Raw genomic sequence first — 26,371 nt, 5'->3', positions numbered from 1 at the left:
CACAGCCGCCGACGGGGCGCCGACGTGGCCGCCCTTCGCTGACCGCGGAGACCTCCTCAGCCGGCCCAGACGTCCTCGACGTAGCGGCCGCTGATCATCAACTCGTGCAGCCACGCCTCGGCGTCCTCCTCGGACCCGTCGGTGTGGTCCCGGAACAGCTGCCGGAAGCCGGCGCGCACGTCGGGGGCCATGTATCGGCCGTCGCCGCAGACCCGCACGTGCGCGCCCTGCTCGAGCAGCCGCCACACCTCGTCGCCCTCGCGCGCGATCCGGTGCTGGACGTACCGCACGCCGTCCTCGGCCGCGCGGGAGAAGACGGGACGCAGGCTGATCACACCGGCCGCGTCAGCCGCCTCCAACTCCTCGCGGTGGAGGAAATCGACGTCCGGGTGCCGGCAGCCGAAGTAACACAGCAGGGTGCCGCCCGGGGCATGCCGGCGATCCGCGATGGCGGCGCGGAACGGGGCCAGCCCGGTGCCGGCGCTGATCAGGATGACGGGGACCGACGGGTCGTCGGGCAGCCGGAAGGCCTCCTGGCAGGAGACCGTCCTGGCGTGGAGCACGTCGCCGGCCTCCACGCCCCAGAGGAAGGCGGAGGCCACCCCGGTGTAGGTGCCGAGGCCCGCGCGATGCGGTTCGTCCAGGAAGGAGACCAGCAGTTCAGCCTCGTGCGGCCGGTCCAGGGGAGAGCTGGAGATCGAGTAGCTGCGGAGCCGGATGGGGCGCACGAGGTCCAGGTACCCGTCGAGGGTGAGGGCGCATGAGGGGAACTCCTCGAGGAGGTCCAGGACGGTCCGCTCCCGCTCGGTGACCTGCTCGCGGAACTCCTCGCGGCCCAGGGCCGCGAGAGCAGCGAGCCGGTGCCGCTCCCCGTCGTCTGACGCGTGGTCGGCGAGCTTCGCGACGCTGATGGCGCTGGGTGGGAAGCGCAGCTCGACAAATTCGGTGAGGAGTTGGTGCACCGTCAGCGGGACGCCGACGGGGAGCCCCCGTCGCCCCTTCTCCAGCGTGACGGTGTGCGTCAGCTCCAGGCCGAGGCGGGCGGCCACGCGCCTGACCAGGGCCTCGGGGTTGCGGGGGAGGATCGCGAGGTGGTCGCCGGTGCGGTAGGTCATGTCCGGTGGCAGCTGGACCCGCAGGAACCGTTTGGGTTCTCCGAGGGGGTGGCTGGTGTCCACCAGGTCGCGTGCCTCGAGCACCGGCATGGGCGCCACGTGGTAGCGCTGGGCAAGGACCTGGAACACCTCCTCAGACCGCGGGGGGTCCTGCAGCCGGGCGCTCTCCTCTTCCCGACCGGTCACCAGGCGTAGGCCTCCGGTGCCGGTCCGCCGGGGCCGGGGAAGATCTCGTCAAGGCGTGCCAGGGCCGACTCATCCAGGCTGATCTCCAGGGCGTGGAGCGCGCCGTCGAGCTGTTCCATGGTGCGGGGGCCGATGATCGGGCCCGTGACGCCGTCCTGGTGCAGCAGCCACGCGAGGGCCACGTCGGCGGGCTGCTCGCCCAGTTCGCGGCAGAACGACTCCCACGCCTCCAGTTGTTCGCGCATCTCCGCGACGCGCCGCAGCATCTGGTCGTCGGCGCGGCGGCCGGATTCGATCTTCTGCAGGACACCGCCCAGCAGGCCGCCCCCGAGCGGCGACCACGGGATGACGCCCAGACCGTAGTGCCGGGCGGCGGGCAACACCTCGAGCTCGACGGTGCGCGCGGCCAGGTTGTAGAGGGACTGCTCGCTCACCAGGCCCAGGCTGTGGCGCGCCTTCGCGGCCTCGACCGCGGCCGCGATGTGCCAGCCGGCGAAGTTCGAGGACCCGACGTAGACGATGTCGCCCGCTGCCACCAGACGGTCCATGGACTGCCAGATCTCCTCCCAGGACGTGGCGCGGTCCACGTGGTGCATCTGGTAGAGGTCGATGTGGTCCGTCTGCAGGCGCTGGAGCGACGCGATCGCCGAACGCCGGACGTTCACCGCCGAGAGCTTGGAGAAGTTGGGCCGGTCCTCGTCCAGGGTGGAGCCGTAGCACTTGGTGGCGAGGATCACCTCGTCGCGGCGGCCGGACTTCTTGAACCAGCGCCCGACGATCTCCTCGGTGCGTCCGCGGTGACCCTTGCCGCCGTAGCCGTTGGCGGTGTCGAAGAAGTTGATGCCTGCGTCGAGAGCGCGGTCCATGATGGCGTGCGCGTCCTCCTCGGACGTGTGAGGCCCGAAGTTCATGGTGCCGAGGACGAGACGTGAGACCTGGAGACCGGAGCGGCCGAGGTGCGTGGTGTGCATGGGTGATTCCCTTCAGCGATCGTGCTGACTGCGACTCTAGCCCTGTCATCCCTTGACCCCGATCTGGGCCGCGAGCTAGGCGCTCAGTCGCTTCTCCAACCCGGCCTTCACCGCCGGCCACTCGTCGCGGAGGATGGAATAGACGACGGTGTCGCGGAAGGTGCCGTCGGCGCGCACCTTGTGTCGCCTCAGCACTCCCTCCTTCGTCGCGCCCAGCTTCTCGATGGCCGCCTGGCTGCGGAGGTTGAGGGCGTCGGTCTGGAGCCGCACCCGGCCGAACCCCAGGTTCTCGAACGCCTCCCTGAGGAGCAGGTACTTCGTCTCCGCGTTGACCAGGGAGCCCCACCAGCGGCGGCCGTAGACCGTCCAGCCGAGATGCACCGCCTCATTCTCCGGCTCGGCCTCTCCCAGTGACGAGGCGCCGACGAGCGTTCCCGCCGGGCCGAGGTCGCCGTCGACCGTGAGGCGCACCACCCATGTCACGCGGGACGCATGTGCGGCGGGTGTCGCGGCCCATGCGGACCAGACCCGCCGGAGGGCCTCGGCGTAGCTCCTGGGCGGCGGGTACATGACGAAACCATGCTCGTGCAGGCGCGGATCAAGCACGAGTTCGGCCAACTCGTCTGCGTCTGAGGCGCGGAACGGCTCCAAGCGGACGAGCCGGCCGCTCAACGTTTTGGGCTCAGGGGGTGTCGCGACCATGGAAAAACGCTACACCGGACGCCATCAGGATTGGAGCCCCAATGACTCATGGGCCTGCTGGAGCACGGTGAGCTGGGCGGTGAGGTTGACCAGCGCATTGCGCACTTCGTCGGTTTTCGCTGCGGCCGGGAGGGCCGGGAGGTCGCTGGTGCCGTGGGCGTCGAGGACGGGGGTCCAGCCGCCGAGGCGGGCCTCAAGGCCTGCCTTCACGTGCGGCCAGTCCTCGGTGATGATCGAGTAGAAGACCGAATCCCTGGAGCTGCCATCGGCGCGCACCTTGTGCCGACGCAGCACGCCCTCACGCACGGCCCCCAGCTTCTCGATCGCGGCCTGGCTACGGACGTTGCGCACGTCGGTTTGGATCTGGACGCGGCTGTAGCCGAGGACCTCGAACGCCTGGCGCAGCAAGAGGTACTTGCCCTCGGGGTTCACCGGAGCACCCCACCAGCGGCGGCCGTAGATGGTGAAGCCGAGGAAGGTCGCCTGGTTGCCGGTGTCGAACGGACCCAGGGAGGTGGTGCCCACGAGGGTTCCCGGCGTGCCCAGCCCGCCGTCGCCGGTCAGCCGGACGGCGTAGCTGAGGCGGTCTGCGCTGCCCGAGCGGGTGCGGTTGGCCCACCACGTCCAGACCCGCTCGACCGCTTCATCGTGGGTCGACGGGGTGGGATACATGATGTATCCGTTGGTGTAGAGGGCCGGGTCGAGCAGGAGGGTGGCCAGCTCGTCGGCGTCGGATTCTGTGAACGGCTCAAGCCGGACGAACCGCCCGGTCAATGGCTCTGGAGAGGGCGGCAGCGCGACCATGAGAGAAGAGTAGGGCCGTCCCTCGGCAGGGGTGCAAATCGACGCGTGTCGAGGCTAGGGTTTCGCAGGGTGACTACGGGTTTAGCAGTCGCCTCTCGCAGGCTACCCCGTCGCCGTCACGGTCCATTGCCGTGCGATATCCGGGTACGGCGGCCCTCCGCGGCGCCACGTCGCCGGACCGTTCGGCCGAGCGCGCGGCCGACCCCCACATTCAGCGCATCCATGCCCTAAACTTCGGGTAGGCGAACTTATTCATTCGGGAGAACGCATGAGTGCTGAGGTTGATGAGAAGGTGGGCGCCACCGTCGCGCCGGCGAGGCCGCCCAAGGGCGCGTGGCTGCTCGGCCCGGCGCTCGTCGCGGGAGTGGCCTACCTCGACCCCGGCAACGTCGCCGTCAACATGTCGGCCGGCGCCCAATTCGGGTACCTGCTCGTGTGGGTCCTGGTGGTGGCCAACGTCGCGGCGTGGCTGGTGCAGTACATGTCGGCGAAACTCGGGCTCGCGACAGGCCGCAGCATGGCCGAACTCCTCGGCGAGCGGATGGGCACCCGCAGCGGCAGGCTCCTCTACGGCGCCCAGGCGCAGTTCGTCGCCGTGGCCACCGACATCGCGGAGATCATCGGTGGGGCAGTGGCGCTCTGGATCCTCTTCGACATCTCACTGGTGGCCGGGGCCATCATCACCGGAGCGGTCTCGACGGTGCTCCTCCTCGTCCAGTCGGAACGCGGGGCGAAGGCCTTCGAGTTCAGCATCATCTCTCTGATGGCCATCATCGTGATCGGCTTCTGCTACGGGTTGGTGATCGCGCCTCCCGAGCCTGCGGATGTCGCCGGCGGGCTGTTGCCGAGGTTCGACGGCACGCAGTCGGTCCTGCTGGCCGCCAGCATCATGGGCGCCACCGTCATGCCGCACGCGATCTACGCGCACTCGTCGCTGGCGCGTGACCGGTTCGCCCACACTGAGATCCCCGCACGCCGCCTGATCCGCGCCACCCGCCTCGACGTCACCATCGCGCTGAGCATCGCCGGTTCGGTCAATCTGGTGATGCTCCTGGTGGCCGCGACCGTGCTGCCGGGCGTCCCCGGCACCGACAGCTTGGAAGGCGCGCACCTCGCTATCCAGAACGCGCTGGGGGCCACTGCCGGTTTCATGTTCGCCATCGCGCTCCTGGCCTCAGGGTTGGCCTCGACGGCGGTGGGCTCGTACGCCGGAAGCGACATCCTCGGCGGCCTGTTCCGCACCAGGCTCAGCCTCCTCACCCGTCGGCTACTGACCATGATCCCGGCGGTTCTGGTGCTGGCGGCAGGTGTCGATCCCACGGCGGCGCTGGTGCTGAGCCAGGTGGTGCTGTCCTTCGGGATCCCCTTCGCCGTGGTGCCGCTGGTGTGGCTCACCTCGCGCAGGGAACTCATGGGCGCCTACCGCAATACGCAGGCCCTGACGGCTGCGGGCTGGTTGGTGGCTGGGGCCATCGTCGCGCTCAACGTGGCCCTGCTGGCGATGCAGATCGGGCTGGTCGGTTGACCTATGGCTTGACCCAGACGGAATCCGTCGCGGCCCGGCCGAGAGTCAGCGTCTCTTCGGCGCTGTCGACGATGATCTCGATGCCGCCCGAATACGGGAGGCCCGGCTTGGCTTCCAACACGGAGCCCACCCCAATGCCGTGCTCGGCGAAGAACTGCAGCAGGGCGGGGTCGTCGTCGGAGATCCGCTCCACCCGGGCGGGGCGACCGGTGCCGAGGTCGGTGAGGGTCACGGCGTCCAGTTGGAGGATGCTGCCGTCGGCGTTGGGGATGGGGTCTCCGTGCGGGTCACGGTCCGGGTGGCCGAGGTGCTCCGCGATGCGCTGCACCATGAAATCCGAGACCGCGTGCTCGAGGTGATCTGCCTCCTCGTGCACCTGGTCCCACCGGTAGTCGAGCACTTCGACGAGGAACGTCTCTATGAGGCGGTGTCGCCTGACCATGGCCACGGCATGCATGCGACCCTCGTCGGTCAGCGACATCGACCCGTAGGGAGTGTGCTCGACCAGCCCGAGTTCGCCGAGCCGACGCACCGCGTCGGAGGCCGTGGACATCCGCACGCCGACGCGAGCCGCTACGGCAGACGTGGTGACGGGGTCATCAGACCATTCGCCCAGGCTCCAGATGGCCTTGAGGTAGTTCTGATTGCTCGTCGAGAGAGTCGACACGGACATGCTGCGATGTTAACAAACTTGTATCTTCGCCCTGACGAACTTCAGTTTGGCATACCAGGAGCGTCTAAGTAAGGAGGCTCATCTTTCTCAGCGGGCCCGCGAGTCGTCACAAGAAGTTTCTTATCCGGGTGCCAGCCTTGCAGGTGGTGATGACTAGGTAATTGGCCTGAACGGAGGCCTCCCAGGGGCCGCGGGGGCCGTTGCAGAGCGTTGAAATGTGGTGGGCGGGCGGTAAATCCTGTCAGGCGCGCCCAGCTCGGTATGTACTTGACATATGCCCTTGAGGGTTACTATTGCGCCATGCCTTCCCCCGACGTGAACTCCCCTTCTGGGCTGGTGGCACGGATTGAGACAATGTTGCCCAATCTGCGCCCCGCCGAACGACGTGTCGCTGAGGCGGTGCTGACGAATCCGGCCGCTGTGGCGCGGGAGTCGATCTCCGCCCTCGCCGAACGCTGTGGTGTGTCCGCACCCACCGTCGTCCGCTTCTCCAAGCGCGTGGGCCTGGCCGGTTACCCCCAGCTCCGTGTCGGTCTGGCGATGGCTGCCGGCGCTGAGGCCGGCCGCACCGGCCGGCCCATGACCGCAGGCATCGTCGGCGAGGACGATTCCTTGTCCGATATTGCTTCGAAGGTGGCCCACGCCCACGCCAACTCAATCGAAGAGACGCTCTCCGCGCTGGACCTCAACGCGCTCAAGGCGGCCGTCCGCACTCTTTCCAGCGCCGAGAAGATCGACGTCGTGGGTATCGCCGGGAGCGGGCTGATCGGGGCTGACCTGGTGCACAAGCTGCAGCGATTCGGCTACAACGCCTGGGTGCAGCCAGACAGGCACGCGGCGGTGACCGCCCTGGCATTGCGTGGCCGCGGCGACGTCGTGGTGGGCATCTCGCACACCGGCCACACCGCAGACGTGGTGGAGCCGCTCCGGATGGCTTCTTCTCGGGGCGTGAAGGTGGTTGCGATCACCAGCGACGACCAGTCTCCGTTGGGTCTGCTCGCCGACACCGTGCTCACGTACCGATCCAAGGAGCCGGCCTTCCGCCTGGGTGCGATGGCCAGCCGGATCGCTCAGCTGAGTGTCATCGACTTCCTGCTGGGTGGCATCGCGATGCGTCAGGCTCAGCCCGTGCGCTCCGCGCTCGACAGCACCTTCAAGGCCGTCGGCGCCCTCTGAGCCCCGATCAGGCCGCTCGCGGTGCGCCGCTCCTGGCGCGTTCGTAGGACACGAGGGCTGCCGCGGACAACTCCGCCGGTGACGGGCGGGGAGACTTCACGCCGATGCCAGGGCCGCTGACGGTCCACGTACCGCCGCGGGTGCATTCGCTCTTCGCGACGACGACGGCGCCCCTGGGCGTCAGGAACGACAACCGTGGCCGGTCATCGTCGACGGCGATCTGGCCGTCCAGCTCAGGACGCATCGCGATGAGATGCGATGTGACGGAGAAGATCAGCAGCAGGTCTGAGATGCCGGTATCGGTGATCAATTCGTTCATGTGAACTACTCTGCCGCTCGCCTCCGACATTTCTCGCGCGCACGGGGGCGGAGGTTCCCCCGGTGCGCGGACCGCCCCGTGTGGGCACGCCATCCCGGCCTCGGGGCCGATCCCACTAGGCGGACTGATCTTGGCCGGTATGGGAAGCTTGGGGCGTGAACCCACTCGTGCTGACGTTCCCGGATTTCGATCCCGTGGCCCTCAACGTCTTCGGCCTCAAGATCCATTGGTACGCGATCATGTATCTGCTGGCGTTCGGCATGGCGTACGGGTTGATGCGGCGTCGTCTGGCGCACGAGCCCTACCGCTCCATCACGAAGCCCCAGCCGTGGTCGTCGGCCGACATCGAGGACATCCTCCTCGCGTCGATCATCGGTGTCATCGTGGGCGGCCGGCTGGGCTACTCCCTCTTCTACACCAATGGCTACCACCTGCAGAACCCGCTGGAGATCATCCGGGTCTGGGACGGCGGCATGAGCTTCCACGGCGGCGCGATCGGCGTCGTCCTGGGGTTGGCCTGGTACGCGTGGCGCAAGAAGCGACCCTTCCTCCAGGTGGGCGACTTCCTCGCGCCGTCGGTGCCCATCGGCCTCGCGGCGGGGCGTTTCGGCAACTTCATCAACGGTGAACTCTGGGGCCGGCCGGCACCCGAATCGCTGCCCTGGGCCATGATCTTCCCCACGGGCGGAGACGTGCCCAGGCACCCGTCGATGCTCTACCAGATGCTCCTCGAAGGCGTCCTCCTCTTCATCCTGCTGTGGTTCTACGCCCGCAGGCCGCGCTTCCGCGGCCAAGTCACGGCCGCCTTCCTCGCCGGTTATGGCCTCTTCCGCTTCATCGCCGAGTTCTGGCGCGAGCCGGATGCGCAGCTGGGCCTCCTCGGGCTCGGTCTGAGCATGGGCCAGTGGCTCTCCCTGCCGATGATCCTCATCGGCGTGGGCCTGTGGCTGTGGGCGCACAATCGCGCCATCGACGACCGTGAAGAGCCTGTGGACAACCCGGGGGACAACTCCGCCGGCGAGGAGGCGCCCGATGAGGCGTCCGAAGGCGCGAGGAAGGCCGACGACACGCTCAGTGACGTGCGCGAGGACCCCGAGGGCAGCCCTCGGGACAACTGACGCGGGGCTTATCCACAGACCCCTCGCCACGTACAGTGGATACCCTCCCGAGCTCGTACTCAAACAGGGCAGGACAAGCATGGATGAGCACCGGAACGAGTCAACACAGCCTGGGGATAACTCCGTGGACAACCCTCGGCCGACGCAGCCACTGGTCCTGTACGACGAGGACTGCGGCTTCTGTACCACATCGGCCCTCGCAACGCAGACGCCGTGGTTCCGCGCGCAGGTCACTGTGACCGCTTTTCAGCGCGTGGACCTGGCTGTCCACAACCTCACTGTGGATAAGTGTGCGGAGAGTCTTCACGTCGTGGATACCGACGGCAGCGCGCACGTGGGCAGCGACGCGGTCGCCGTCGTGTTTCGCGAGTCGAGGTTTCCCTGGCCGCTGGTGGGGCGCGCACTGCGCCTCCCAGGTGTCCGCTGGCTGGCGCAGAAGGTGTACGCGATCGTGGCGCGCAACCGCTACCGGTTGCCCGGCGGCACGGCTGCGTGCCGGCTGGATTAGCGCTCCAGGAGCGGGTCCACCCAGGCCGCGGGGCCGCTGACCACCGGGCCGAGTGCGGCCAGACCCGCGCCCATCGCGGCGCGACGGGGCGTGTGGTCCACCAGTTCCAGCTCGATGCCCGAGTGCGGTGCCCACAGCACGCGCGTGGTGAGCTCACGCTGGAGCGGCTCGCGGAGCCACTCGCTGACGCTGGCGAGATGTCCGCCCAACCGCACGGTGCTGAGGTCGAGCAGGTTCAGGGCCGCGCCGATGGCGATGCCCAAGGCCGACGCGAGCGTGTCGATGGCCGCCTGCGCCTTGGCGTCACCGGCCTCCAGCGCGGCCACCACGCCGTCGATGTCCGGCTGCCCGGCCAGGCTGGACACAGCATGGGCGCCGGCCACCGTCTCGAGGCACCCGCGGGCGCCGCAGCCGCAGAGTGCGCCGTCGGGATCCACGCAGATGTGGCCGAGCTCGCTGGCCCAGCCGTGCCGGCCGCTCATCAATTGACCATCGAGCGAGATGGACGCGCCGATGCCCACTTCTCCGGTGACGTAGAGGAACGACGACCCCGGGTTCTCCCGCAGCACGGTGAGCGCCGAGCAGTCCACGTCGTTGCGCACGGTGAGCCCCAGCCTGGTGCCCGCGAGCTCCACGTCCCAGTGGAGAGCGGGCTCGACACCTTCCCACGCCAGGTTGGGGGCGCGCAGCACGCGTTGGCCCTCCCTGTCGACGAGGCCCGGGATGGCCAGGAGCGCACCGGAGACCCGGGCGCCTTCCGGCACGTCCTTGAGGGTCTCCCTGGCGATGTCGGAGAGCCGGGCCATGCCTTCCTCGACGCTGAACGATTCCACGTCGATGTCGATGTAGCGCTCAGCGCGCACCTCACCGGTCAGGTCCACGAGGGTGGCGACCATGCGCTCGACGTTGACCTCCAGGCCGAGGGCGAAGACAGTGCCGGGGCGGATCATCAAAGGGACGGCCGGGCGACCCCGTGCTCCACCGACGGCCTCGCCCTCCTTGACGAGTTCGCCGATGATGAGGTCGTCAACCAGCCTGGACACCGTGGAGCGCGTCATCCCCAACCGGCCGGCGATGTCGGCGCGGGAGACGGCTCCGCTGTTCGCCAGCACTTCGCCCAGCACGAGCGCGAGGTTGCCCGTGCGGACGGATGCCTGCGTCATCCCCGCGGTGACTGGTGTCTCAGAGTTGAACATCGCCCCTCCTGGCAGGCCGGTACTGATCAGACCTTCGTCCATTCTCCCCGACAACTCGGTGAAAGGCCGCACGCGGGGGTGAGCTATGAGCGATCTTCGGGCGACGCATCGTCGGCATCCTGCCGTGGATCATCGACGGGGGGCCGGCGTCGCAGGATGCGCGCGAGCTCCACGATGATGAAGAAGATCACCAGAACCGCCGCCGCGCCCAGCAGGATGAGCGGCCAGAGAGGCACCGCTCCCTCGGTCTCAAGGAGCTGGACGTCCAGCGGAATCAGCATGCGCCCATCATCCCACGCGCGCTCCGCGCCCGGACGGGACGGTGAGGGGATCAGACGATGAGTTCGGCCGCCGCGTCTGCGTAGGCGCAGGCCAACTGCATCAGGTCTGCCCGGTGCCGGTCGATGCGGCAGCGGTGGGGCTCGCTGCTGATCCCCTCACGGGCCCACTGTTTGCGCGCCAGAGGCATCAGGTGGACGGGGAGTTCGCCGTCGCGGTTGGTGACCCGCCACCAGCTCACCTCGCCGCCGCGGGTGGCCATGATGGTGCCGACCCTGCGGGCGGAGGTGCCGACGAGTTCCGCGATGTCGCCGTACGACACGACGGACCCCCTCGGCACCTGTTCGACGGCTCGCAGAACCAGTTCGACGGTGACCTCCGCCTGCTGCGCCATCTCGGGCCCCCTTCGGGTCAGAGTGATTGAGCAACCCTAATACGCGTCGGGGTTCAGGGCTCGGTGGTCAGCAGATCGGGCAGGACGTCGTCGAGCCGGCCCCGGACGACCTGGTGTGCGAGGTCGTCCATGGGGGTCTCGGAGGCGTTGACGATCACGCCGTACGCGCCGTGGGAGATGGCGGTGGGGAACAGCCCAGCCACGGGGTAGACGCCGAGCGACGTGCCCACGGCGACGATCGCGTCGCAGTCTTCGACCGCCTGCAGCGAAGCCTCCATGACGTCGGGCTCCAGGACCTCCTCGAAGAGGATGACGGTGGCGCGGGTGATGCCGCCGCACTCCGGGCAGCGTGGATCCGGGTCGCCGGCGTTGACGCGGGCGACCATCTCCTCCATCGGGCCGGTCTTCCCGCACATCTCGCAGCGCCAGGTGCGCATGCTGCCGTGGACCTCGTGCACCAGTTCGGGGCTGGAGCCGGCCAGCTGGTGGAGGCCGTCGGTGTTCTGCGTGATGATCGCCCGCAAGCGCCCCTGCTTCTCCAGGTCGACGATGGCGTGGTGCGCCTTCGTGGGCCGGGCGTTCCAAGCCTCGGGCATGGCGCGGCGGCGCCACGCGGCCTTCCGGACGTCCTCGTCGCTGAGGTACCAGGAGAGGGTGGACACCAGTTCGGCGTAGGGGTCCCGGGTCCAGAGGCCCTCGGGGCCGCGGAAGTCCGGGATGCCGGCGGCGGTGGACAGCCCTGCGCCGGAGAGGATGACGATGCGGTTGGCATCGGAGAGACGTGACACGGCCATGTCCCCAGTCTGCACGACAGCCTGTGGGGCGGTGTCGCTTCCGCTGTGGGCGCCAGGCCGCTAGCCGACCCCCCACCGGGCAATTAGGTAAGGCGGTGCTAACTTAATGCGCATGAGTCTCGTGGAACTGTTCGCCGCTCGGCGATGCACCACAGCGCGGGCGTTCGCCGCCAAGTCGACGTGCACCCTCGACTCCATACCGCTGGGCGAGGTGCGCACCGTCGTCGGCTTCGATGACGACGACGTGGTGGTGCGCCGCCTGTTCGACCTGGGCTTTACGCCGGGTGAGAGTGTCGTGCGGCTGCGCCAGGCGCCGCTGGGCGGCCCGCTGATGTTCCGGGTGGGCGGGGTGGAGATCGTGTTGCGTAGGGCGCAGGCGAGCCGCATCCTGGTCGCGGCGTGAGCCACGCCCACCATCACGGAGGCCCTTCGGCCACGCCGCAGCCTTCGGCGACCGGGGAGGTGCTCCCGCGGGTGGCGCTGGTCGGGAGCCCCAACGCCGGCAAGACCACGCTCTTCAACGGTCTCACGGGCCTGCGCGCCAAGACGGGCAACTACCCCGGCGTCACCGTCGCGAGGTACGAAGGGCTGATCGAGACCACCGACGGTCCGGTCGTCGTCGAAGACCTCCCCGGCACCTACTCGCTCGATCCCATCAGCCCTGACGAGGAGATCGTCGCCGCCGTCCTGGAGGAGGCGGGCACGCTGGCCGGGCTGCTCGTCGTCGTCGACGCGACGAACCTGAGGCGGGGGCTCGGTTTCGTCGCCCAGGTGCAGCAGGCCGGCCTGCCCACCACGATCGTGCTCACGTTCGTCGACGAGTTGCTGCGCCGCGGCGGCAAGGTCGACCCCGAGGCCCTGTCCCGGGCCCTCGGGCTCACGGTGCTGCCCGTGGTGGCTGGTGAGCGACGCGGGGTTGAGGCTCTCCGCCAGATCCTCGCCGCGCCCCCCCAGTGGCCCGCGCCGATGCTGGTGCCTCCCACGGAACCCGAGGCCGTCGTCGGCTGGACGCAGTCCGTCCTCACCGCGGCGCACTTCGCCGCGCCGGATCCGGATTCGCGCACCGCCAGGTTCGACCGCGTGCTGCTGCACCCCCTCTGGGGCAGCCTCATCTTCTTCCTCACCATGTTCGTGTTCTTCCAGACCATCTTCGTGGTGGCCGCCCCCCTGCAGGGCTGGATCGAGGCGGCGTTCGCGTGGCTCGGCGACTGGGCGCGCGGCGCCATCCCGGTGGGCTGGTTGGCCTCCTTCACCGCCGACGCGCTGCTGGCCGGTGTGGGCGGCGTGCTGGTGTTCCTGCCGCAGATCGCTCTGCTCTTCATCCTCATCTCGTTGCTCGAGGGTTCCGGCTACCTGTCGCGCGCCGCCTACCTGATGGACCGCGTGATGTCCACGGCGGGCCTGGAGGGCCGCGCGTTCGTCGCGCTCCTCTCGTCGCTGGCCTGCGCCATCCCGGGCATCATGGCCACGCGCACGCTGCCGTCGGCCAAGGACCGGCTGGCCACCATGATGGCCGCTCCGCTGATGACCTGCTCCGCCCGGCTGCCCGTCTATGTGCTGCTGATCGGGATGCTCGTGCCGCCCGAGCTGGGCTGGGGCCCGGTGCGGGCACAGGGCGCCATCATGTTCGGCCTCTACGTGCTGGGGGCCGCGTCGGCCATGACGTCGGCATGGTTCTGGAAGCGGGTCGTCGGGCGCTCTGGCGTGGGGCTGCCGTTCTACATGGAGATGCCGTCCTACCGGCTGCCGAAGCTCAAGACGGTGCTGATCTCGGTGTGGGATGCCTGCAAGGCGTTCCTGCGGAAGGTCACGTCGATCATCCTGGTCACGACGGTGGTCCTCTGGGCGCTGTTGAGCCTGCCGATGCGCTCGGCTGACGACCTGGTGGCGGCAGGGGTGGACCCCGCCGACGAGGTGGCCGTGACCGCCTACACGCTGGATCATTCGGTGGCCGCCGGGCTCGGCCGCGCGGTGCAGCCGGTGTTCGAGCCGCTGGGCTTCGACTGGCGCGTGAACGTGGGCGTGATCTCGTCGCTGGCCGCGCGCGAGGTCTTCGTCGCGACGCTCGGCCAGGTGGCGTCCGCCTCGGATCCCGAGAACCCGGCCAGAGCGTTGGCGGAAATGCGGCACCAGGACGGGCCGCGCGAGGGCGAGGAGGTCTTCACCCCTCCCACCATCGCCGCGCTGCTGGTGTTCTTCGTCTACGCGCTGCAGTGCATGTCCACGCTGGCCGTGATGCGTCGCGAGACCGGCACCTGGCGGTGGCCGCTCATCGCCTTCGGCTACCTGGGCCTCACCGCCTGGCTCATGGCCTTCCTGGCCCATCAGATCGTGGGAGTACTCACATGACGCGCGCCATCCATCCCCAGTCGATCCCGGGGGAACCGCGTGCTGTGCGCTGGGTCACCGACGCCGACCTCCCCGTCGGACAGGTCCTGCACGCGCCCGGCACCCTCGGCCCGCTGCTGGAGTACGACGTCCTGACCAAGGTGATGGTGGAACGACGCGGGGTCTGGACGTGGTTGGCCGAGGACCGCACCTGGACCGAGCACGGCCCGCGGATCCGCGACGCGGTGGCGGCCGCCGTCGACCTCGAGGGCTGGGAGGTCACCGAGGGCTCCGGGGAACTGCTGGGAATGCTGGCGCGCGAGGTGCTGGAGGGTGAGCTGGCCGGCTACGTGTCTAGTCACGGCGGCCACATCACAGTCGCCGATGCGACGGCCACGACGCTGGAACTCAACTTCGGCGGCGCCTGCGAGGACTGCCCCGCGGCCGCGTCGACGCTGCATGACCGGGTGGAGGCATCGGTGCGGGAACGCTACCCGCTCCTCACGGCGGTGAAGCGAAGCGGCGGGCCCCATCACGGCAGCGGGTGGCTCGGCCTCCCGGTGCCCGGTCGGGGCCGATAGCCCCTGAAACTCCCGCGTGCCTGACAGGATGGCCCGTATGAAGGTCTACGAGCACGTCACCGACGTCGCGCACCCGCGCGACCTCGTCCGCCGGATGCTGTACGCCCCCGGTGGGCTGGTGCGCTTCCTCCCCGGGGGCGGCCTGACCGTCCTCGAGGGCAACCCGGACGACTACCGCGTGGGCAACCAGTTCACCGTGAGCGTCCACCTGCCCTACCGGCCCTATCCGAAGCCCAAGGCCACCTACCGCTACATGGCGCTGAGCGACGACGTGCAGGTCGTCGACATGGTGGACAGCGCCATCTTCAACAGTTGGCGCCACGAGTCGTTCCTCAGCGACCTGCCAGACGGCGGCACCAGGATGTTCGACCGCATCACGTTCGACGCCCCGCAACTGAAGTTCGACACCGACGTGGAACACGACCGCGACTTCCGGTTCAGGGCGCGCCAGATGAAGGGCGACCTCATGCTCCACCGGCTCCTCGCCGGGCAGAGCCGCCGGATCCTCGTCGCGGGTGCCTCGGGCCTCATCGGCACGCAACTCGTCGCGCTCCTCGCCAACGCCGGGCAGCACGTCGGACGGCTGGTCCGCTCGCCGGACCGGGGCTACGCGCCCGGCACCGCCATCCAGTGGGACCCCGCCGGGCGACACCTGCCCCCCGGCGTCCTTGACGGCGTCGACGCGGTGATCAACCTCGCCGGGCACTCCATCGGTGGCCGGTTCACGGCGAACAACAAGCACAAGATCCTGCAGTCGCGCCTCGACGCGACGCACACGCTGGCCGATGCCGTCGCCCAGCATCCTTCTACCGCGCTGATCCAGGCGTCGGGCATCGGCATCTACGGCGCGCGACGCCCGGGCGAACTTCTCACGGAGGAGTCGGCGCCCGGCGACGGGTTCCTCGCCGACGTCGTGCGTCAATGGGAGGGGGCCGCCCGCGCCGCGTCGGACGCGGGCGCCCGCACCGCCTTCATGCGCACCGGTATCGCGCTGAGCCAGGGCGGAGGGGCCCTGTTGCCGCAGTTGCCGCTGTTCTTCCTGGGGCTGGGCGGGCCGGTGTCGCCGAAGGGGGGCATGAACAGCTGGATCGGGATCGACGACGTGGCCCGCGCCTACGCGTACGCCGTGGTGGCGCCGTCGGTGCAGGGAGCGGTCAACATGGTGGGGCCGGCTCCCGTCACCAACGGGGAGTTCGCCGAGACGCTCGCCCGGGTGATCGGGAAACGGTCCTGGCTGCCGGTGCCGTCGGTGGGGCCCAAGGTCCTCCTGGGGTCCGAGGGCTACGACCAGCTGATCAACACGGACCAGCGGGTCTCCTCGGCCAAGCTCCAGGCCGCGGGTTTCCGGTTCTCTGAGCCCACCGTCGAGGAGGCGCTGAAGCACACGCTCTGGCGGTGACAGGCGGGGCTACCCGGCGAGTTGGAGCCCCCGGAAGAGGCTGACGGCCACGAAGGCGACCGCCAACGCGGCGAGCAGCGGCCACTGCCACTTCCGCGCCGACTTGGGCAGAAACAGGACGACGGCGGTGGCCACCACGCCGCCCACCAGGCCGCCCAGGTGCCCCTGCCATGACACGTTGGCCCACAGGAACGACACCGCCACGTTGATGCCGATCCACGTGAGGATGCCGCGCACGTCGCCCTTGTGCTTGATGGCGAGCAGCAGCACGGCGCCGAGAAGCCCGTAGATCGCGCCCGACGCGCCCAGCGTGGAGCCCAGCGGGTTGGAGAACAGCATCACGCTGGCAGAACCGCCGAGCAAGGAGATGAGGTAGATGGCCAGGAACTTCCAGCGCCCCACGATCTGCTCGACGTTGGGGCCCAGCAGGTACAGCACCAGCATGTTGAAGCCGAAGTGCCACAACTCCACGTGCGCGAAACCTGAGGTGAGCAGTTGCCACCATTCGCCGTAGTACGCGGCGATGGCGGGGGTGAGGGCCACGTAGCCCATCGGCTCACCGTCGTAGCCGCCTGTCAGCAGCAGCAGGATCCAGATGGCGGCGTTGATGCCGACCAGGACCATCGAGGTCGTCTTGGGGTTGGAGGTCCGCTTGCCCCCGTACGGGAGGGCGTGTTGCCGTGTCTGCTGCATCCCCTGCTGCACGCATTCGGGGCACTGGAAGCCCACTGAGCCCGGCACCATGCACTGGGGGCAGATGGGGCGGCCGCAGCGCTGGCACGAGATGCGGGTGGGTTCGTTCGGGTGCCGATAGCAGACGGGCGCGGCCATTTCCATGGGACGAGCGTACCCGTGCGCCTACTGGTGCTGTTTCCGGCGGCTCTCAGCCCAGGCCTCGCGTGATTCCGGGTCGTCCATGATGAGATAGACGAGGCCGCAGTCGTGCGGTCCGGTCACGTTGATCTGGCAGAGGGTGCACGGATCCCCGGGGCGCAGCGGGCACTTCGCGTCCGGGCGCCGCTTCCGCCTGGTTTCCGCGTTCGTCGACACGTTTTCGAGTGTACGTCCGCCGTGTACGTTGGCCCGCATGGGTCACTCGCACGGCGAACACGCACCAGTAGAAGTGGGTCAGCGCGCCCGGGCTCTCCTCGTCGGCTTCCTCGCCGTCGTGGGCATCCTCGCCGTGGCGGGCATGATCTGGCTGTGGCCCAGCGGCGCCGAGCTCGACGGCGCCCTCACCATCGTCGACGAGGTGCCCGGCGTCACGTATGAGGACGCCACCATCACGGAGGTCGCCGAGGGGTGCGAATCGGCCGATGTCGGCCCCGTCGAGGGGCCCGCCTGCCTGACCGCCCGGGTCGTCGTCGACAGCGGGGCCGACGAGGGGGCGGAGGTCGCCGTCGAACTGTCCGGGCCCCAGGTGCACGCAGGCTTGAGGGCGGGCGACTCCATCGAGGTCGCCCGCATCCCCACCGAGGACGGCTTCCACTACGCGTTCAGCGGTGTGAACCGGCTCCCGGTGATCGGGATCATGCTGGCGCTGTTCGTGGCTGCGGTGGTCGCCGTCGCCCGGTGGCGGGGGCTGATGGCGCTGGTGGCGCTGGGCATCGCCGCCTACGTGCTGCTGGGGTTCATGCTTCCGGCCGTCATCGTGGGCAAATCCGGCATGGCCGTGGCGCTGGCCGGGTCGACGGTGATCATGTTCATCGTGCTCTACGTGGCGCACGGGGTCTCGGTGCGCACCTCGGCCGCGCTGGCCGGGACGCTTCTCGGGCTCGCGGTCACCACTGGGTTGGGCGCGGTGGCCGTCGTGGCGGCCCGGCTGTCCGGCTTCTCCGACGAGAACGAGTACGACCTCGCCCAACTCGCGCCCGCCATCAACTTCCAGGACCTGCTGATGGTGGGCATCATCGTGGGCGGGCTCGGCGTGCTCAACGACGTGACGATCACCCAGGCCTCGGCCGTCTGGGAGCTGCGCGGCGCAGCGCCGCAGTGGTCGCGGACCCGCGTGTTCGCGGCGGGGATGCGGATCGGCCGCGACCACATCGCCTCCACCATCTACACCATCGTCTTCGCCTACGCCGGCGCCGCCCTGACCGTGCTGCTCCTCCTGTACTTCACCTCCCGGGCGCCGCTGGACCTGCTCGGCGTCGAGATGTTCGCCGGGGAGGCCGTCCGCACCCTCGGCTCGGCCATCGGCCTGGTGTTGAGCGTGCCCCTGACCACCGGTATCGCCGCCCTCACCGTCGGCCCGGCGAAGGGGGAGGTCCCGGCCGCAGGCAAACCTATAGCAGAAAGCTGAGCAATTCTCAGGAAGGATTTGGGAAACTCTCAGGAAAATCGTACAGTTCTCAGGGATCACCGCGTGGGTGGTCTCCTCATCCTGAGAAACCCTGAGAATTTGCTGAAGGATATCTGCGTGCGAAAGTCTTTTGTCGGAGCCCTGGTAGTGGCGCTCCTGGCTGGCGTGTTCAGCGTCGCCACCGCTCCGAGGGCTGAGGCCGCAGCCACCCTTCCGGATTTCCCCATGCTGCTGCCCGTGGGTTGGGGCCTCACCGTCCAGGGTGGCGGCACCCACACCTTCGCCTCCGGCGTGCGTAGTTCCGTGGATCTCGGCGCTGCCGGCAATGCGTCGGTCGACGTGGTCGCCGCCGCCGATGGCGTGATCACCACCGTCAAGGCCAACTGCGAGGTCATCATCACCCACGAGGGCGGCTGGCAGACGAAGTACTACCACCTACGCGCCATCCCGGCCGGCCTCGCGGCCGGTCAGCAGGTGGCGGCCGGCACCAAGCTGGGTATGACCGGCATGCCGGGCTCCGAGACCTGTGGGCGCGGCACCTTCCGCCATGTGCACTTCACCCTGATGAAGGCCGGCCAAGAGATGCCCATCGACGGCCTGCAGCTGGGTGGCTACGCCATCCACGGCAGCGGCGGCGCCTACTGCGGCTACTGGACGCGCAACTCCGACGGTGCCGTCGTCGCCGACGCGCGCCGTTCCTGCTACGCCGTGCCCGCCCTGAGCAACACGCTGCTGCCCGCCTCCGCGCTGCACCGCGCCTCGCAGGTCGCCGCATCGCGTGACGTCCAGCGGCCGGTGATCGCCGCGGCGGACACCATCGACGCCGTCGCGCTCTACGTGACCGAGGGTCAGCACACCGTGGGCGGTCGCGCGTGGCGCACCACCTGCGAGCCGTATTCGCAGACAGAGCGGTGTCGCACCGAGATCTGGGCCTCCATCGTCGAGAACGTGGCGGGCTACGAACTGCACACGGAGGGTTGGGTGTTCAACAACCTCACGTACAAGCCCGCGAAGCGGGAACTCTGGGTAGGCAATGACCTGGGCACGCCCGGCAGCTGGAGCGACGCGCAGGGCCGGCAGTGGCGCACCGAGTGCGACACCGCCGCGACGGGTCGCGGCGCCTGCCGCACCTACGTGAGGTCGTCCGCCGGCGGCGCCGAGGTCTTCAACAACCTGGTGCGCTTCAGCGACTGACCCCCGGCCCGGTCGCGTCACACTCTTCCCGGAATCCCTGCCCCGTCCGCACCGGGGGGCAGGGATTCTCCTATCGTGTGGATGTGGCCCTCCGGCGTTCTTCAGCACTGCTCCTCGCCATCGCCCTGGTGTGGAGCGGTCTCACGCCCACCGTGGCGACGGCCGACGAGGGCCTCCACAACTGGCGGGTCCCCCTGACCCAGCAGGCGACCGACGCGGAACTCAGGGGTTTCGTCGGCGCCGAGAGCCTCCTCCCCGGCCAGCCCATGGAGCTGAGGGTGCACAGCCCGTCCCAGGCCGTGGCCGTTGACGTGTACCGCATCGGCGACTACAGCGGCCGCGGCGGGCTCAGGGTGGCGCAACTGACGGCCCAGCCCGGCGTCGCGCAGCAGCCGTGCACGCTCGAAGACGGCAACATGGTGGACTGCTCCGGGTGGAAGGTCACGCACACCCTCGACACCACCGGCTGGCTGCCGGGCATGTACTACGTCAACCTGCGCCACGCGTCGGGGAGGTCGAAGACGGTGCCGGTGATCCTGCGCTCGCGGTCGCACCGCGGCACGGTGACGGTGATGTCGGCGACGGCGACCCACCAGGCGTACAACCCGATGGGCAACTTCAACCTGTACCAGGGCTACCAGGACGGGCGCTCGGCCTTCGAGTACCGGGCGCACCGCGTCTCGTTCATGCGGCCCCAGGCGTTCGAGGGGAACCGCACGCTCAAGGTGCAGGAGTACGAGGTGGGGTTCATCCAGCAGCTCGAGTCGCTGGGTGTGCCGCTGTCCTACACCACCAATTTCGCCCTGCAGCAGGGCCCGGCGCAGTACGCCGGTTCGCCGGCCATGGTGTTCCTCGGCCACGACGAGTATTGGAGCCTGGAGATGCGGCGCGCCGCCGAGGCGTTGCGCGACTCGGGCACGAACCTGCTCTTCCTCGGCGCCAACACCGCGTACTGGCGCATCCGCTGGAACGCCGACGGAACGATCGTGACCAGCTACAAGGACGCGAGCCTCGACCCGGTGCAGGGCCCGACGACCACGGACCTGTGGCGCCGGAGCCCCTGGGCGGATCCCGAGGCTTCACTGCTGGGTTCGCAGTACGCCTGCGCGTCGCAGTTCCGGGAGACGGCGCCCCTGGTGGTGACCGATCCAACCTTCTGGGGGTTCGCGGGCCTCGGCGCGACCGCGGGCGCCCAGTACCCCGGGCTCGTCGGTCATGAGATCGACCGGTTGGCGAAGCAGTCGCCTGAGTCCACCGTCGTGGTGGCCCACAGCCCGTTGCGGTGCACCAACGACGACAACGCGTTCTCCGACATCACCTACTACTCGGCGCCGTCCGGGGCCGGGGTGGTGAACCTCGGGTCGTTCGCGTTCGCGTGGGCGGTGTCGCCGTGGATGGAATCGGCACCGGCGACGTCGCAGGCGTTCGCGCGCGGCCTCGTGCGCAACCTGGTGACGGAAGCGGCGAAGGGGCCGCTCGGGCTGCGCCATCCGAGCGTCGAGCCGGCTCCCGATTTCGTGAAGAACCCGCAACTGCTCTACGTGACGCCCGGCGAGCACCTGGTCAACGGGCGGCGCTGGCGCACCTCGTGCGAGCCGTACTCGGTGACCGAGCGCTGCCGCACGGAGATCTGGGGCACGGTGGTCAGCCAGGCTGGCGGCCGGTTCGTGCAGAGCACCGGCTGGCTGTTCAACAACCTCACCTACAAGCCCACGCCGCGTTCGGTCTGGGCCGGGAACCCCCTGGCCGCAACTGGCGAATGGACGAGCAACGGCCGGCGGTGGCGCACCGAATGCGACACGGCCGCCACGGGCCGGGGCGGCTGCCGCAGCTACCTGGTGGCCTCGGTGGTCGCCTACTCGGTGGGCCCCGACGGGACGGGCAGCTACGCCTGGCGCAATCAGTGGACGTTCAACTCGAAGGTGTCGTTCACGCCCACGTGACGTGGCCAACACCTCCCGGGTGCCCGGCCCTGTGCCTAAGCTTGCGCCATGAGCAATGACGCGATGGTCCTGGTCGGAAACTCCAAGGGCGGCACACTCACCACCCTGCGGATCAGCGACGAGCAACTGATCCGGGTGAGCGACGTCGCCGTCGGCGCGGGGTGCAGTACGTTCGCCGTCGACCATGCCCGAGGCCTGCTGTACGTCGCCACTTCGGAGCCGGCGCCTGCGATCCTGACGCTGCGCATCGATCGGGAGAACGGCCGGCATCAGGAGGTGGCGCGCCGCCCGGTGGAGGATCCGTTGGCCTACCTGGACGTGTCGCCGAAGGGCCACATGCTGCTGGCCGCCTCCTACCACGGCGGCTGGGGCGCGTCGTACCGCATTGTCGACGGCGTGGTGGGCGATCAGTCGGCACGCCTGGAGAGCCGGAACATGCACGCAGCACTCTTCGACCCGAGCGGCCACAATGCCTACTTCGTGTCGCTGGGCGACGACCGCATCGCCCAGTTCGCCACCACCGTCGACGGCGGGCTCTCCGAACTGTCTGAACCGTTCATCCACGCCACGCCCGGGACGGGGCCGCGGCACCTCATCTTCTCGCCGGACAGCAACCACGCGTACCTCCTGACCGAGTTCACCGGTGAGGCCATCCACTTCGAACGCGGCGAATCCGGCCGGCTGACCCGTCGCGAGGAGGTCCCGGCCTTCGACGTGACGCGGGGGCTGCACACGTCGTCGTTCGGGGTGGACCCCATGGCGGGTCACCTGGTGTGGGGCGCGGACCTGGCGCTGGCCGCCGGGGGCCGGTGGCTGCTGTGCACTGAGCGCACGGAGTCGACGGTGGGCGCGATCGCCGTCGAAGCGGACGGCACGCTACGCGGCCCGGCCGTGATCACCGATACGGAGACGCAGCCGCGCGGGCTGACGGTGTCGCCTGAGGGTGAGCATGTCGTCGTGGTGGGGGAGCGCAGCGGGCACGCCTCGCTGTATCGGATCTACGACGACGGCCACCTGGTGCTGCAGAGCCAGAGCGAGACGGGCGAGGGCCCCAACTGGGTCCGCTTCCTGTGACGGTTGTCCACAGGGTTACCCACACCCGGGGATAAATCACACGGCTGTGTTTCCATCATGTCAGGATGTTGGAGCGCCGTCCTCCGCGCGAGGTTCAGGGGTCTCGCCGTTGGCGACCTCGTCGATCCAGTCGTTCGCCTCGTCCGACAGGTATAGCCCGGCTGGACCGCTCTGGCCTACCCACCATGCGTCGGTGCTGACGATGCCGCCTGCCTCAGTGATTTCTTCGACAAGGTCGGTCGGGACCTGGTCACCGTTGTTTTCCATCAAATAGTCACGGGACTGCTGACGAAGCTTCGGCCACCATGCTTCGATACTCATGCGCGACATCATCCATCACTGCGATGTGATGCGCCAGACGCGGCAGAACCGGACGTCCGGCGAGCGCCGGGACAAGGCTCGTGAGGATGGGACCGATGAGGCCCCCTTCCGCGGATACAGCGGAAGGGGGCCTGGACGTAGCGCGAGGGTCTAGTGGTGAGCTGACGCCTTCATGGATCCACGCTCAGCGAGGTTGATGTGGAAGTCGAAGGCGGTGGCCAGGTCGTGCGGGGTAACGGTTGCCACCGCCGCATGGAACGAAAGACCTAGGCTGGGCTGAAGGGCCAGCGCGAAGCCACGACCGCTCGCTAAGGCATAAGGCGCGGCAGATCCGGATGGCTTCAGGCGGTCTTGTCCTGGTTGAGTCGGTCGAGGATCCAGGAACGCACCAGGGTCGACGGTGGGAGGTGCTGGGCGTCGGCGGCCTGCTGCACCCGGGCCTGCTCGTCTTCGCTGAGCCGGATCGAGTACACCTTCGTCCGGTTCGGGCGGGACGGTCGCGCACCCTCTGGATAGTCGCCCTCGAGGGTTCTCTCGGACTCATCTCGCAGGCGAGCCGCCAGCGCAGGGTCAATTGTCTTTGCCATGTCTAGTCCCCTCTCGATAGAACCTCAGATCGGCACCCGTTGCCGGCCACGCATTGATCCCGTGCAGATCCCCATCAGCGTCTCGGAACGCGATGACGACCAGCACTCTGCCAGCAGCCGTGGAGAAGCCGATGAAGCGAGAAGCACCCATCCGTGACTTCGGGTCCGGCTCGAACGCCGCGAGGTCCGGATCATCCATCACCTCATGCGCCCAGCTCGGTTCGACGCCACCCCCGCCGGGGTAACGGTCGCCGCGACTCCGGATGTACGCCACGGACTCGTCGTCCCAGTTGAGTTCCTCTCCCACGTCACCCAGTATACCTTCCGCGTCGGACAATGTAGTACGAAACCGGGTTCGTAGCATGTCAGGTGCCGGAGGCCATGTAGGCGGCGAGGATGTAGTTAGGGTGCCGGTCGAGGTTCTTACGTGCCCGGTCGTAGCGCATCGTCGTCCTCGGATCGGCGTGTCGGGCAGCGATCTGGACGTCACGCAGGTCCACGCCGGCTTCCAGCATCGTGGTGACGAACGTGTGCCGCATCATGTGTGGATGCATCCACGGCAGGCGGACACCAGCAGTGTCGGCGAGGCGCTTCAGCCGGCGGGTGGCCGCGTGCCGTTCCATCCTCACCCCCCGAAGATTGCGCAGAACCGGGCCCTCAGCCCGGCCTGCCACGGCTCGCTCGATCGCGCGCTGGACCGAAGGCGGCAAGGGTGTCAGGACGACTTTGCCGCCTTTACCGTGGACCTTCAGCACGCGATGGCCATGCTCCTCTCCCAGGTCCTCGATGTTGGCGCCGCATGCTTCGAAGATCCGCAACCCCAGCAACCCCAGCATCGTGACCAGCGCGAAGTCGTTGACATTCGCAGACGACCTCGCCGCGGTCAACAAGGCTTCGAACTGGAGATGGGACAAGCCCAGGGTCGGGGACTCAGCCGACACGTTCGGGCGCCGCACATAGTCCGCCGGTGAGGCAGCGATCACTTGGTCAATGACGCAGGTGCGGTAGAAGCCCGCCATCACAGAGACACGACGGCTCACGGTCGAGGGCTGGAAGTGACGGACTTCTTGCATCCAGCGCACGTACAACTCGGCCTGGGCGCGGCTCGCCTGCAGGGGGTCGACACCCCGTTCTCGGCACCACACCAGGAAGCTACGCAGGTCAGACTCGGTGTGGACGCGGCTCTGCCCACGGTAGCGGGCGAGGTAGGCGGCGACTGCCCTCACCAGAGGATCGGTCGCAGCATCGAGGAGGACAGGGAACAAGATGGGCTCAAGACTGGTCATACATGATGCTGCGCTCACCCCGACCACAACGCCAGAGGCATCATCTTCGAACTGGCTGCGGCATGAGCGTCCGTCGGTGAAGTTCTACTCGTAGTGCGTCTACATCCTCAGGATATGGACGACGTGTCGCTCAGGGAGCACCTCATAGACAAGTCGGTGCTGGATATTGATGCGTCTCGAGTAGCAGCCCACGAGGTCGCCGACCAACTTCTCGTACTTAGGTGGAGTGGTGAACGGATCCTGAGCCAGGACCTCCAGCAGGTGCTGCGCCTTCGTCTTCAGCCCCGAGGAGGCCAGCTTCTTGGCGTCCTTCTGGGCCTGGCGCGAATACACCAGAGTCCAGGGACTCACCAGTCCAGCTCAGTCGAGCCCGCATCGACACCCTCCGCGCGGGCACGACGGATCGACTCAGCCAACCCAGGCACCGACTCCAGGAACAGCGTCTCCTGAATGGCCAGCCAGTCCTCCTCACCGACAAGCACAGCATTGCCACGCTGCCCGGTGATGGTCAACGGCTCGGACTCCTCGTTGACCTGATCGATCAACCGGTACAGATTCGCTCGGGCAGACGTTGCGCTCACAGCAGTCATGGAAACCACCTCCGCCCCAAGCGTACGTCATGACGTACGCTCAACCAAGGATGGCCAGAAGCGGGGAAGCTCGACCGAGTGACGTGGTCGGTCGCGGGCAGTGCCACCTTCAAGCCGATGGCGTCGATCTTCACCCTCCAGACCACACCAGGAGCGGCAGTTGCGGATGTCGCGGAGGTGGCTCAGCTCGCCTCAGAGAGACGCCGGACGAGATACTGGTTGAGGCTGAGGTGCTCCTCAGCCGCTTGGATCGCGAGCCTACGGTGCAGACCCTCCCCGACCCGGAGATTGAACTTGCCCGAGTAGTTCCGCTTCGCCAGAGGTTCGGGGATGACTTCACCCTCCGCTGCGAGATCGGACACGGTCTCGGCAACCAGATCAACCAAGCCCTGCAGGGCGGCCAATTGAGAGTCAGCGAGCCATGACAGCGAGGGGAACTCCGCACAACTGGCGACGAACTCGTGATCTTCGACCGACCACGTCACGCGGTAGGTGTAAAGGGACGCGTCCACAGTTGGGGTCTGAGACATCACTTTGCCTCCTTCTTGTCGATAGCAGCCATCACCTGTCGCACCTGATACGACTTGCCCTGACCGTTGCTGTTCTGGATGTTTACTCGCGGGTCGCCAGGCCAGGGGGTTTGAACACCGCGTGATCCACCGGTTCTACGGGGCGGACCGAAGTAGTGTTCACAGACCTTATGGAGGTCGTCATAGCGCAGTTCTGTGGATTCTTTCGCATTGCTGCTACGAGCTTTTCCACGGTCGCCACACCTCTATGGTACCGCGGGCAGTACCACGGTCAAGCACTGCGCGGTCAGACGGCACCTTTCAGCCCGCGCTATGTACGAGATGCCCAGACACGTCCGGCGTGCGGCAGAGAGTCGGATGTCGGCCAGTCACGGCGCGAGGAGTCCGAGGGGGAGCACAGCGATGCCGTCGGGACGCCGGTAGGCGTTTGGCCCGGTGTTGATCACGATTGCGTCTAGCAGCTTGTCGCCCATGCG

At 68.4% G+C, this 26,371-nt stretch carries 32 protein-coding genes and 1 pseudogene; 12 read left to right on the top strand and 21 right to left on the bottom strand.

Going from position 1 to position 26,371, the window contains the following annotated elements; genetic code table 11:
• Positions 1-56: 56 nt before the first annotated feature.
• The 5 genes from C3E87_RS13010 to C3E87_RS15000 all read right to left on the bottom strand — a co-directional run bounded on the left by C3E87_RS13010 (position 57) and on the right by C3E87_RS15000 (position 3,989).
• Positions 57-1,301 (bottom strand): hypothetical protein, encoded by a 1,245-nt coding sequence (locus C3E87_RS13010; protein ID WP_076063613.1) that lies wholly within the window; start codon positions 1,299-1,301, stop codon positions 57-59.
• Positions 1,298-2,272 carry an aldo/keto reductase gene (locus C3E87_RS13005; protein WP_076063610.1) on the bottom strand — a complete coding sequence of 325 codons (975 nt, stop codon included), beginning with the start codon at positions 2,270-2,272 and terminating at the stop codon, positions 1,298-1,300. The genes C3E87_RS13010 and C3E87_RS13005 overlap by 4 nt, the downstream gene beginning before the upstream one ends.
• A 75-nt stretch (positions 2,273-2,347) precedes the next feature.
• Complete coding sequence (locus C3E87_RS13000; protein ID WP_076063608.1) at positions 2,348-2,974, bottom strand: GNAT family N-acetyltransferase; 627 nt, start codon at positions 2,972-2,974, stop codon at positions 2,348-2,350.
• Between the two features lie 24 nt (positions 2,975-2,998).
• Entirely contained in the window at positions 2,999-3,778 is a 780-nt protein-coding gene (locus C3E87_RS12995; RefSeq protein ID WP_076063606.1) for a GNAT family N-acetyltransferase, read from the bottom strand.
• A 73-nt stretch (positions 3,779-3,851) separates the two neighbouring features.
• Positions 3,852-3,989 carry an excalibur calcium-binding domain-containing protein gene (locus C3E87_RS15000; protein WP_083665660.1) on the bottom strand — a complete coding sequence of 46 codons (138 nt, stop codon included), beginning with the start codon at positions 3,987-3,989 and terminating at the stop codon, positions 3,852-3,854.
• Positions 3,990-4,046: 57 nt separating this feature from the next.
• Here C3E87_RS15000 and C3E87_RS12990 point away from each other — a divergent pair, with 57 nt between their 5' ends.
• Positions 4,047-5,303, top strand: coding sequence for an Nramp family divalent metal transporter (locus C3E87_RS12990; protein ID WP_076063604.1), 1,257 nt, complete (start codon positions 4,047-4,049; stop codon positions 5,301-5,303).
• A 1-nt stretch (position 5,304) separates the two neighbouring features.
• Here C3E87_RS12990 and C3E87_RS12985 read toward each other — a convergent pair whose 3' ends face one another.
• Positions 5,305-5,976, bottom strand: a complete 672-nt coding sequence (locus tag C3E87_RS12985; protein WP_076063601.1) for a metal-dependent transcriptional regulator — start codon at positions 5,974-5,976, stop codon at positions 5,305-5,307.
• A 261-nt stretch (positions 5,977-6,237) separates the two neighbouring features.
• On the opposite strand from C3E87_RS12985, the gene C3E87_RS12980 reads away from it, so the two are divergent.
• Entirely contained in the window at positions 6,238-7,152 is a 915-nt protein-coding gene (locus tag C3E87_RS12980; protein ID WP_083665659.1) for a MurR/RpiR family transcriptional regulator, read from the top strand.
• A gap of 7 nt (positions 7,153-7,159) precedes the next feature.
• Here the strand turns inward: C3E87_RS12980 and C3E87_RS12975 are convergent, their stop codons facing one another.
• The gene (locus tag C3E87_RS12975; RefSeq protein ID WP_076063597.1) at positions 7,160-7,471 is read right to left on the bottom strand and encodes a hypothetical protein; all 312 of its coding nucleotides are present in this window, start codon (positions 7,469-7,471) and stop codon (positions 7,160-7,162) included.
• Positions 7,472-7,626: 155 nt separating this feature from the next.
• Here C3E87_RS12975 and lgt point away from each other — a divergent pair, with 155 nt between their 5' ends.
• Positions 7,627-8,589: a prolipoprotein diacylglyceryl transferase gene (gene lgt / locus C3E87_RS12970; protein ID WP_233120812.1), complete on the top strand. Its 963-nt coding sequence runs from the start codon at positions 7,627-7,629 to the stop codon at positions 8,587-8,589.
• Between the two features lie 124 nt (positions 8,590-8,713).
• Positions 8,714-9,097 (top strand): thiol-disulfide oxidoreductase DCC family protein, encoded by a 384-nt coding sequence (locus C3E87_RS12965; RefSeq protein ID WP_158069089.1) that lies wholly within the window; start codon positions 8,714-8,716, stop codon positions 9,095-9,097.
• Here the strand turns inward: C3E87_RS12965 and C3E87_RS12960 are convergent.
• The 4 genes from C3E87_RS12960 to C3E87_RS12945 form a co-directional block, all read right to left on the bottom strand.
• On the bottom strand, positions 9,094-10,293 hold the full coding sequence (locus C3E87_RS12960) for an ROK family transcriptional regulator (RefSeq protein WP_158069088.1): 1,200 nt from the start codon (positions 10,291-10,293) through the stop codon (positions 9,094-9,096). The genes C3E87_RS12965 and C3E87_RS12960 overlap by 4 nt on opposite strands.
• A gap of 83 nt (positions 10,294-10,376) precedes the next feature.
• The gene (locus C3E87_RS12955) at positions 10,377-10,574 is read right to left on the bottom strand and encodes a hypothetical protein (RefSeq protein ID WP_076063595.1); all 198 of its coding nucleotides are present in this window, start codon (positions 10,572-10,574) and stop codon (positions 10,377-10,379) included.
• A gap of 50 nt (positions 10,575-10,624) precedes the next feature.
• Positions 10,625-10,966: an MGMT family protein gene (locus tag C3E87_RS12950; RefSeq protein WP_076063592.1), complete on the bottom strand. Its 342-nt coding sequence runs from the start codon at positions 10,964-10,966 to the stop codon at positions 10,625-10,627.
• A 53-nt stretch (positions 10,967-11,019) separates the two neighbouring features.
• Complete coding sequence (locus C3E87_RS12945; RefSeq protein WP_076063590.1) at positions 11,020-11,760, bottom strand: Sir2 family NAD-dependent protein deacetylase; 741 nt, start codon at positions 11,758-11,760, stop codon at positions 11,020-11,022.
• Positions 11,761-11,872: 112 nt separating this feature from the next.
• Here C3E87_RS12945 and C3E87_RS12940 point away from each other — a divergent pair, with 112 nt between their 5' ends.
• The 4 genes from C3E87_RS12940 to C3E87_RS12925 all read left to right on the top strand — a co-directional run bounded on the left by C3E87_RS12940 (position 11,873) and on the right by C3E87_RS12925 (position 16,068).
• Positions 11,873-12,163: a FeoA family protein gene (locus C3E87_RS12940; RefSeq protein ID WP_083665666.1), complete on the top strand. Its 291-nt coding sequence runs from the start codon at positions 11,873-11,875 to the stop codon at positions 12,161-12,163.
• A 71-nt stretch (positions 12,164-12,234) separates the two neighbouring features.
• Positions 12,235-14,109: a ferrous iron transporter B gene (locus C3E87_RS12935; RefSeq protein ID WP_233120811.1), complete on the top strand. Its 1,875-nt coding sequence runs from the start codon at positions 12,235-12,237 to the stop codon at positions 14,107-14,109.
• Positions 14,106-14,669, top strand: a complete 564-nt coding sequence (locus C3E87_RS12930; RefSeq protein ID WP_076063585.1) for a NifU family protein — start codon at positions 14,106-14,108, stop codon at positions 14,667-14,669. Before C3E87_RS12935 ends, C3E87_RS12930 begins: the two co-directional genes overlap by 4 nt.
• Before the next feature lie 37 nt (positions 14,670-14,706).
• Positions 14,707-16,068 carry a TIGR01777 family oxidoreductase gene (locus C3E87_RS12925; protein ID WP_076063584.1) on the top strand — a complete coding sequence of 454 codons (1,362 nt, stop codon included), beginning with the start codon at positions 14,707-14,709 and terminating at the stop codon, positions 16,066-16,068.
• A gap of 9 nt (positions 16,069-16,077) precedes the next feature.
• Here C3E87_RS12925 and C3E87_RS12920 read toward each other — a convergent pair whose 3' ends face one another.
• Together C3E87_RS12920 and C3E87_RS12915 are read right to left on the bottom strand one after the other, a co-directional pair.
• A complete protein-coding gene (locus C3E87_RS12920) occupies positions 16,078-16,905 on the bottom strand; it encodes a rhomboid family intramembrane serine protease (RefSeq protein ID WP_076063581.1) in 828 nt (275 codons plus the stop codon).
• A 21-nt stretch (positions 16,906-16,926) separates the two neighbouring features.
• Complete coding sequence (locus C3E87_RS12915) at positions 16,927-17,118, bottom strand: DUF6767 domain-containing protein (RefSeq protein WP_076063579.1); 192 nt, start codon at positions 17,116-17,118, stop codon at positions 16,927-16,929.
• A gap of 37 nt (positions 17,119-17,155) precedes the next feature.
• Between C3E87_RS12915 and C3E87_RS12910 the strand changes: the two genes are divergently transcribed.
• The 4 genes from C3E87_RS12910 (at position 17,156) to C3E87_RS12895 (ending at position 22,581) form a co-directional block, all read left to right on the top strand.
• Positions 17,156-18,370, top strand: coding sequence for a YibE/F family protein (locus C3E87_RS12910; protein WP_076063577.1), 1,215 nt, complete (start codon positions 17,156-17,158; stop codon positions 18,368-18,370).
• 117 nt (positions 18,371-18,487) lie between these two features.
• Complete coding sequence (locus tag C3E87_RS12905; protein ID WP_143571045.1) at positions 18,488-19,564, top strand: M23 family metallopeptidase; 1,077 nt, start codon at positions 18,488-18,490, stop codon at positions 19,562-19,564.
• Between the two features lie 83 nt (positions 19,565-19,647).
• Positions 19,648-21,507: a N,N-dimethylformamidase beta subunit family domain-containing protein gene (locus C3E87_RS12900; RefSeq protein WP_143571044.1), complete on the top strand. Its 1,860-nt coding sequence runs from the start codon at positions 19,648-19,650 to the stop codon at positions 21,505-21,507.
• Between the two features lie 48 nt (positions 21,508-21,555).
• Positions 21,556-22,581, top strand: a complete 1,026-nt coding sequence (locus C3E87_RS12895) for a beta-propeller fold lactonase family protein (RefSeq protein ID WP_076063571.1) — start codon at positions 21,556-21,558, stop codon at positions 22,579-22,581.
• A 60-nt stretch (positions 22,582-22,641) separates the two neighbouring features.
• Here C3E87_RS12895 and C3E87_RS12890 read toward each other — a convergent pair whose 3' ends face one another.
• From C3E87_RS12890 to C3E87_RS14995, 8 genes and pseudogenes are all read right to left on the bottom strand, one after another.
• Positions 22,642-22,902 carry a hypothetical protein gene (locus tag C3E87_RS12890; RefSeq protein WP_076063569.1) on the bottom strand — a complete coding sequence of 87 codons (261 nt, stop codon included), beginning with the start codon at positions 22,900-22,902 and terminating at the stop codon, positions 22,642-22,644.
• 341 nt (positions 22,903-23,243) lie between these two features.
• On the bottom strand, positions 23,244-23,489 hold the full coding sequence (locus tag C3E87_RS12885) for a CopG family transcriptional regulator (RefSeq protein WP_143571043.1): 246 nt from the start codon (positions 23,487-23,489) through the stop codon (positions 23,244-23,246).
• Positions 23,473-23,796, bottom strand: a complete 324-nt coding sequence (locus C3E87_RS12880; RefSeq protein ID WP_083665654.1) for a hypothetical protein — start codon at positions 23,794-23,796, stop codon at positions 23,473-23,475. Before C3E87_RS12880 ends, C3E87_RS12885 begins: the two co-directional genes overlap by 17 nt.
• Positions 23,797-23,854: 58 nt before the next feature.
• On the bottom strand, positions 23,855-24,775 hold the full coding sequence (locus tag C3E87_RS12875; protein WP_076063567.1) for a tyrosine-type recombinase/integrase: 921 nt from the start codon (positions 24,773-24,775) through the stop codon (positions 23,855-23,857).
• 99 nt (positions 24,776-24,874) lie between these two features.
• Positions 24,875-25,126, bottom strand: coding sequence for a Txe/YoeB family addiction module toxin (locus C3E87_RS12870; protein ID WP_076063565.1), 252 nt, complete (start codon positions 25,124-25,126; stop codon positions 24,875-24,877).
• Positions 25,123-25,365: a type II toxin-antitoxin system Phd/YefM family antitoxin gene (locus C3E87_RS12865; RefSeq protein WP_076063562.1), complete on the bottom strand. Its 243-nt coding sequence runs from the start codon at positions 25,363-25,365 to the stop codon at positions 25,123-25,125. The genes C3E87_RS12870 and C3E87_RS12865 overlap by 4 nt, the downstream gene beginning before the upstream one ends.
• A 182-nt stretch (positions 25,366-25,547) precedes the next feature.
• A complete protein-coding gene (locus C3E87_RS12860) occupies positions 25,548-25,895 on the bottom strand; it encodes a type II toxin-antitoxin system HicB family antitoxin (protein WP_076063651.1) in 348 nt (115 codons plus the stop codon).
• Positions 25,895-26,038 (bottom strand): annotated as a pseudogene (locus C3E87_RS14995) (toxin-antitoxin system, toxin protein, HicA family); the annotation flags it as partial. The gene C3E87_RS12860 and the pseudogene C3E87_RS14995, both read right to left, overlap by 1 nt.
• Positions 26,039-26,371: the final 333 nt, after the last annotated feature.

It is taken from the genome of Tessaracoccus sp. ZS01, assembly GCF_022342445.1.
GTDB lineage: Bacteria > Actinomycetota > Actinomycetes > Propionibacteriales > Propionibacteriaceae > Arachnia.
Note: the sequence above shows the minus strand (reverse complement) of the source record. Positions and strands in the feature narration are given on the sequence as shown.

What these genes read in the sequence shown, in the direction of transcription:
- C3E87_RS13005 (WP_076063610.1), bottom strand. Translation starts at nt 2,272, where the DNA reads ATGCACACCACGCACCTCGGCCGCTCCGGTCTCCAGGTCTCACGTCTC.
- C3E87_RS13000 (WP_076063608.1), bottom strand. Translation starts at nt 2,974, where the DNA reads ATGGTCGCGACACCCCCTGAGCCCAAAACGTTGAGCGGCCGGCTCGTC.
- C3E87_RS12995 (WP_076063606.1), bottom strand. Translation starts at nt 3,778, where the DNA reads ATGGTCGCGCTGCCGCCCTCTCCAGAGCCATTGACCGGGCGGTTCGTC.
- C3E87_RS15000 (WP_083665660.1), bottom strand. Translation starts at nt 3,989, where the DNA reads ATGTGGGGGTCGGCCGCGCGCTCGGCCGAACGGTCCGGCGACGTGGCG.
- C3E87_RS12990 (WP_076063604.1), top strand. Translation starts at nt 4,047, where the DNA reads ATGAGTGCTGAGGTTGATGAGAAGGTGGGCGCCACCGTCGCGCCGGCG.
- C3E87_RS12985 (WP_076063601.1), bottom strand. Translation starts at nt 5,976, where the DNA reads ATGTCCGTGTCGACTCTCTCGACGAGCAATCAGAACTACCTCAAGGCC.
- C3E87_RS12980 (WP_083665659.1), top strand. Translation starts at nt 6,238, where the DNA reads ATGTACTTGACATATGCCCTTGAGGGTTACTATTGCGCCATGCCTTCC.
- C3E87_RS12975 (WP_076063597.1), bottom strand. Translation starts at nt 7,471, where the DNA reads ATGAACGAATTGATCACCGATACCGGCATCTCAGACCTGCTGCTGATC.
- C3E87_RS12960 (WP_158069088.1), bottom strand. Translation starts at nt 10,293, where the DNA reads ATGTTCAACTCTGAGACACCAGTCACCGCGGGGATGACGCAGGCATCC.
- C3E87_RS12955 (WP_076063595.1), bottom strand. Translation starts at nt 10,574, where the DNA reads ATGCTGATTCCGCTGGACGTCCAGCTCCTTGAGACCGAGGGAGCGGTG.
- C3E87_RS12950 (WP_076063592.1), bottom strand. Translation starts at nt 10,966, where the DNA reads ATGGCGCAGCAGGCGGAGGTCACCGTCGAACTGGTTCTGCGAGCCGTC.
- C3E87_RS12945 (WP_076063590.1), bottom strand. Translation starts at nt 11,760, where the DNA reads ATGGCCGTGTCACGTCTCTCCGATGCCAACCGCATCGTCATCCTCTCC.
- C3E87_RS12940 (WP_083665666.1), top strand. Translation starts at nt 11,873, where the DNA reads ATGAGTCTCGTGGAACTGTTCGCCGCTCGGCGATGCACCACAGCGCGG.
- C3E87_RS12930 (WP_076063585.1), top strand. Translation starts at nt 14,106, where the DNA reads ATGACGCGCGCCATCCATCCCCAGTCGATCCCGGGGGAACCGCGTGCT.
- C3E87_RS12925 (WP_076063584.1), top strand. Translation starts at nt 14,707, where the DNA reads ATGAAGGTCTACGAGCACGTCACCGACGTCGCGCACCCGCGCGACCTC.
- C3E87_RS12920 (WP_076063581.1), bottom strand. Translation starts at nt 16,905, where the DNA reads ATGGAAATGGCCGCGCCCGTCTGCTATCGGCACCCGAACGAACCCACC.
- C3E87_RS12910 (WP_076063577.1), top strand. Translation starts at nt 17,156, where the DNA reads ATGGGTCACTCGCACGGCGAACACGCACCAGTAGAAGTGGGTCAGCGC.
- C3E87_RS12895 (WP_076063571.1), top strand. Translation starts at nt 21,556, where the DNA reads ATGAGCAATGACGCGATGGTCCTGGTCGGAAACTCCAAGGGCGGCACA.
- C3E87_RS12890 (WP_076063569.1), bottom strand. Translation starts at nt 22,902, where the DNA reads ATGAGTATCGAAGCATGGTGGCCGAAGCTTCGTCAGCAGTCCCGTGAC.
- C3E87_RS12885 (WP_143571043.1), bottom strand. Translation starts at nt 23,489, where the DNA reads ATGGCAAAGACAATTGACCCTGCGCTGGCGGCTCGCCTGCGAGATGAG.
- C3E87_RS12875 (WP_076063567.1), bottom strand. Translation starts at nt 24,775, where the DNA reads ATGACCAGTCTTGAGCCCATCTTGTTCCCTGTCCTCCTCGATGCTGCG.
- C3E87_RS12865 (WP_076063562.1), bottom strand. Translation starts at nt 25,365, where the DNA reads ATGACTGCTGTGAGCGCAACGTCTGCCCGAGCGAATCTGTACCGGTTG.
- C3E87_RS12860 (WP_076063651.1), bottom strand. Translation starts at nt 25,895, where the DNA reads ATGTCTCAGACCCCAACTGTGGACGCGTCCCTTTACACCTACCGCGTG.